General features: G+C 49.5%; 3 protein-coding genes. All 3 read right to left on the reverse strand.

Translation table 11 applies throughout. The annotated features are described in order from the left end of the window. Positions 1 to 165: 165 nt before the first annotated feature. Positions 166 to 1,107: a thioredoxin-disulfide reductase gene (gene trxB, locus K2I50_RS04365; RefSeq protein WP_301025007.1), complete on the reverse strand. Its 942-nt coding sequence runs from the start codon at positions 1,105 to 1,107 to the stop codon at positions 166 to 168. A 42-nt stretch (positions 1,108 to 1,149) separates the two neighbouring features. Beyond that, positions 1,150 to 1,752, reverse strand: coding sequence for an outer membrane lipoprotein periplasmic chaperone LolA1 (gene lolA1 / locus K2I50_RS04370; RefSeq protein WP_301025008.1), 603 nt, complete (start codon positions 1,750 to 1,752; stop codon positions 1,150 to 1,152). Positions 1,753 to 1,796: 44 nt separating this feature from the next. Beyond that, the coding region (locus tag K2I50_RS04375; protein ID WP_301025009.1) for a DNA translocase FtsK at positions 1,797 to 3,302 on the reverse strand (1,506 nt) is incomplete at its 5' end.

Consider the following 3,302-nt stretch of genomic DNA (forward strand, 5'->3'; position numbering starts at 1 on the left):
GCTCCCTCACTGCGCGAACACATCTGCACGACGCTTGACCGCCCCAGCGTTAACAAATATTGGTGAACGGGGTCTTATTATTAAGAAGCTCTAAATAGCAAAATCGCCATAGCTAATGCCATGGCGATTTTATGAAGTGTGGATTATATTTCCTATTATGTCTTGCTATTGTTGGTGCTCCATGAGAAAATGTTCTGCATCAAGAGCCGCACGGCAACCGGAGCCTGCGGCAACAATTGCCTGCTGATAATTGGGGTCGGCAACATCACCGGCTGCAAATACTCCGGGCACACTTGTGGCCTGGGTATTGCCTTCGGTCTTTATGTATCCCTGCTCGTCAAGTTCAATCTGTGACTTGAATATATCGGTATTCGGCTTATGCCCGATTGCGAGGAAGAATCCGTCGATGTCGATATCGAATTTGTGCTCTTTTTCGGTGCCGGCATATTCGATAAGATGAGCGCCTTCAACAAATTCGTTTCCGAACAGACCAAGAGTCTGGGTGTTGAAAAGAATCGAGATATTCTCTTTATCAATGACGCGCTTCTGCATTACTTTAGAGGCGCGGAGGTAGTCTTTGCGTACAATGAGGTATACCTTTTTTGCAAGACCACTCAGATAATATGCCTCTTCGCAGGCTGTATCACCACCGCCTACGACTGCTACAGTGCGGCCGCGATAGAAGAATCCGTCGCATGTAGCGCATGCCGATACACCCAGGCCAGAGTAACGTACCTCATCCTCAAGACCAAGATATTTGGCTGAAGCGCCGGTTGCTATTATGACAGTGTCGGCTTCGATTTCAGTGCCATCATCGGCTGTCGCGTGGAACGGGCGCGACGAGAAATCAACTTTGGATATTACTCCTGTACGTATGTCGGCCTCAAAACGCGCAGCCTGCTTTCTTAAGTCCTCCATGAGCTGTGCTCCCATTACTCCTTCGGGATAGCCGGGGAAGTTTTCCACCTCAGAAGTAGTAGTAAGCTGCCCTCCCGGTTGCAGACCTTCATATATTATTGGAGCCATGTTGGCGCGGGCTGCATATATAGCTGCGGTATATCCTGCCGGACCGGAGCCGATTATAAGGCATTTAGTAGTATCACTCATAGGTGCAATATTTTGAATCGTGGTTATAAATAATGATATAAATCAGCGCAAATCAATCAGGGCATATCCCGGATAGTCATTCTTATTGAAAACAAAGGTCGATGCCGGATGGTTTGTGGTGAGGTCGACGTTGTTGGTGTTTAGTGTGACCGTCTGTCCGGAGTCGAGAGTCAGGACTATACGCGAGGGGAGAAACGTTTTTTTGTCCACATCAATTATGGCGCTTGTAAACGCGAGGTGCTGTGATGCCTTGGGCGTGACGTGTAAGGAATAATCCTTGGCTGTGCCTTTCATCTGTCGCGGGGTAGAGGCATTAAGCATGGATGATATTATTATCATCGGATTGACCTGAGCGAGTTCTTCAGGCATAGGCTCTGAGATGTTGACCTCCTTGGTGGAACTGTCGAGCGACCATAGTGTGCGTCCGTCGTACCATATACGTGCGTTAGGTAGAGTGAGGAAGAACTTGTCACCTGACATTTTCAGTGTCCCTTTTGCTGTCTGACCATTTGCTGTCATTGAGAATGACGTGGTTATGCAGCGGGCCTTGCCGATTTTTGACGTAGTGCGTTCAAGAATCTGATGTCCGTTCAATGCCGTGGTTGCAGGCGAGGCTGCAACTGCGGGTATGGCTAACAATGTCATAGCAGAAATGGCTATGGACAATATGTAGGATTTGTAATATTTCATCATGACATTATTTCAAGCATGCGTTCGAGCTGGAGTGAGTCGATGAGTACCTGGCGAGGTTTTGCTCCGGATGCCGGACCTACGAATCCTGCGGCTTCCATCTGGTCCATCAGTCGTCCGGCGCGGTTGTATCCGATGTTGTAGCGGCGTTGCAGCGATGATGTTGAGGCTGTGTTTGATGATACGATGAACCGTGCGGCTTCTTCGAATAGCGGGTCGTGCTCGTTGCCCTGAGTGATAGCTCCTGCTACGGCATCGCCATCGGGTATATACTCGGGCAGTGGGTATGCCTCACTGTAGCCAATCTGCTCATGTATCGACTCGACAATGTTTTCTACTTCTTCAGTGCTTATAAACGCACACTGCACACGGTCAATCTCGCCATTGAATGAGAACAGCATGTCGCCTTTGCCAATCAGCTGGTTGGCTCCGGGACGGTCAAGGATAGTGCGAGAGTCGACCATCTGACTTACTCTGAATGCTATGCGCCCGGGGAAGTTGGCTTTTATGATACCGGTAATAACGTTGGTCGACGGGCGTTGTGTGGCAAGAATCATGTGCATTCCTACTGCGCGCGCTTTCTGGGCGATTCTGGCTATAGGCTGTTCGACTTCTTTGCCGGCCATCATGATAAGGTCGCCGAACTCGTCGACTACCATTACGATGTATGGGAGATAACGATGTCCTTTTTCGGGACTCAGGCGGCGTTGGATAAATTTGGCATTATACTCTTTTATCGTGCGGACATTGGCTTCCTTAAGCAGGGCATATCTGTTGTCCATCTCAAGACAACAAGAGTTGAGGGTTGCCACTACTTTCATAGGGTCTGTGATTATCGGCTCCTCTTCGCCGGGCAGTTTGGCCAGATAGTGCTTCTCCAGTTTTGAATAGAGGCTGAACTCTACCATCTTGGGGTCAACGAGCACGAACTTCAATTCCGACGGATGCTTCTTGTAGAGTAACGATGCAATGATTACGTTGAGGCCTACTGATTTACCCTGGCCGGTTGCGCCTGCCACGAGTACATGTGGCATTTTGGTAAGGTCGGCTATGAAAATGTCTTTTGAGATAGTGGCTCCCATAGCCATCGGGAGGTCGTATTTGCACTCCTGGAATTTTCGTGAGCCGATAATCGAGCGAACCGGTACCATCTGCGCCTCTTTGTTCGGGACCTCGATGCCGATGGTTCCTTTGCCGGGGATAGGTGCTATGATGCGAATGCCGAGAGCGGCCAGGCTTAAGGCAATGTCATCTTCCAGGCGTTTTATTTTTGCGATGCGCACACCTTCGGCAGGTACTATCTCATAAAGAGTGACTGTAGGGCCTACGGTAGCTTTGATGTGAGAAATCGGAATCTGGTAGTTGGCGAGAGTGGCCTTGATGCGCTCTTTGTTTTCTTCCATCTCCTGGTGGTCGACGCTCACCTGTGGTTCCGGTATCTCATTCAGCAAATCGATGGAGGGGAAATGGAAACGCGACAATTCTGCGGTCGGGTCATATGCTTC

Source organism: Muribaculum sp., assembly GCF_029051885.1.
In the GTDB taxonomy this organism is placed as follows: domain Bacteria; phylum Bacteroidota; class Bacteroidia; order Bacteroidales; family Muribaculaceae; genus Muribaculum.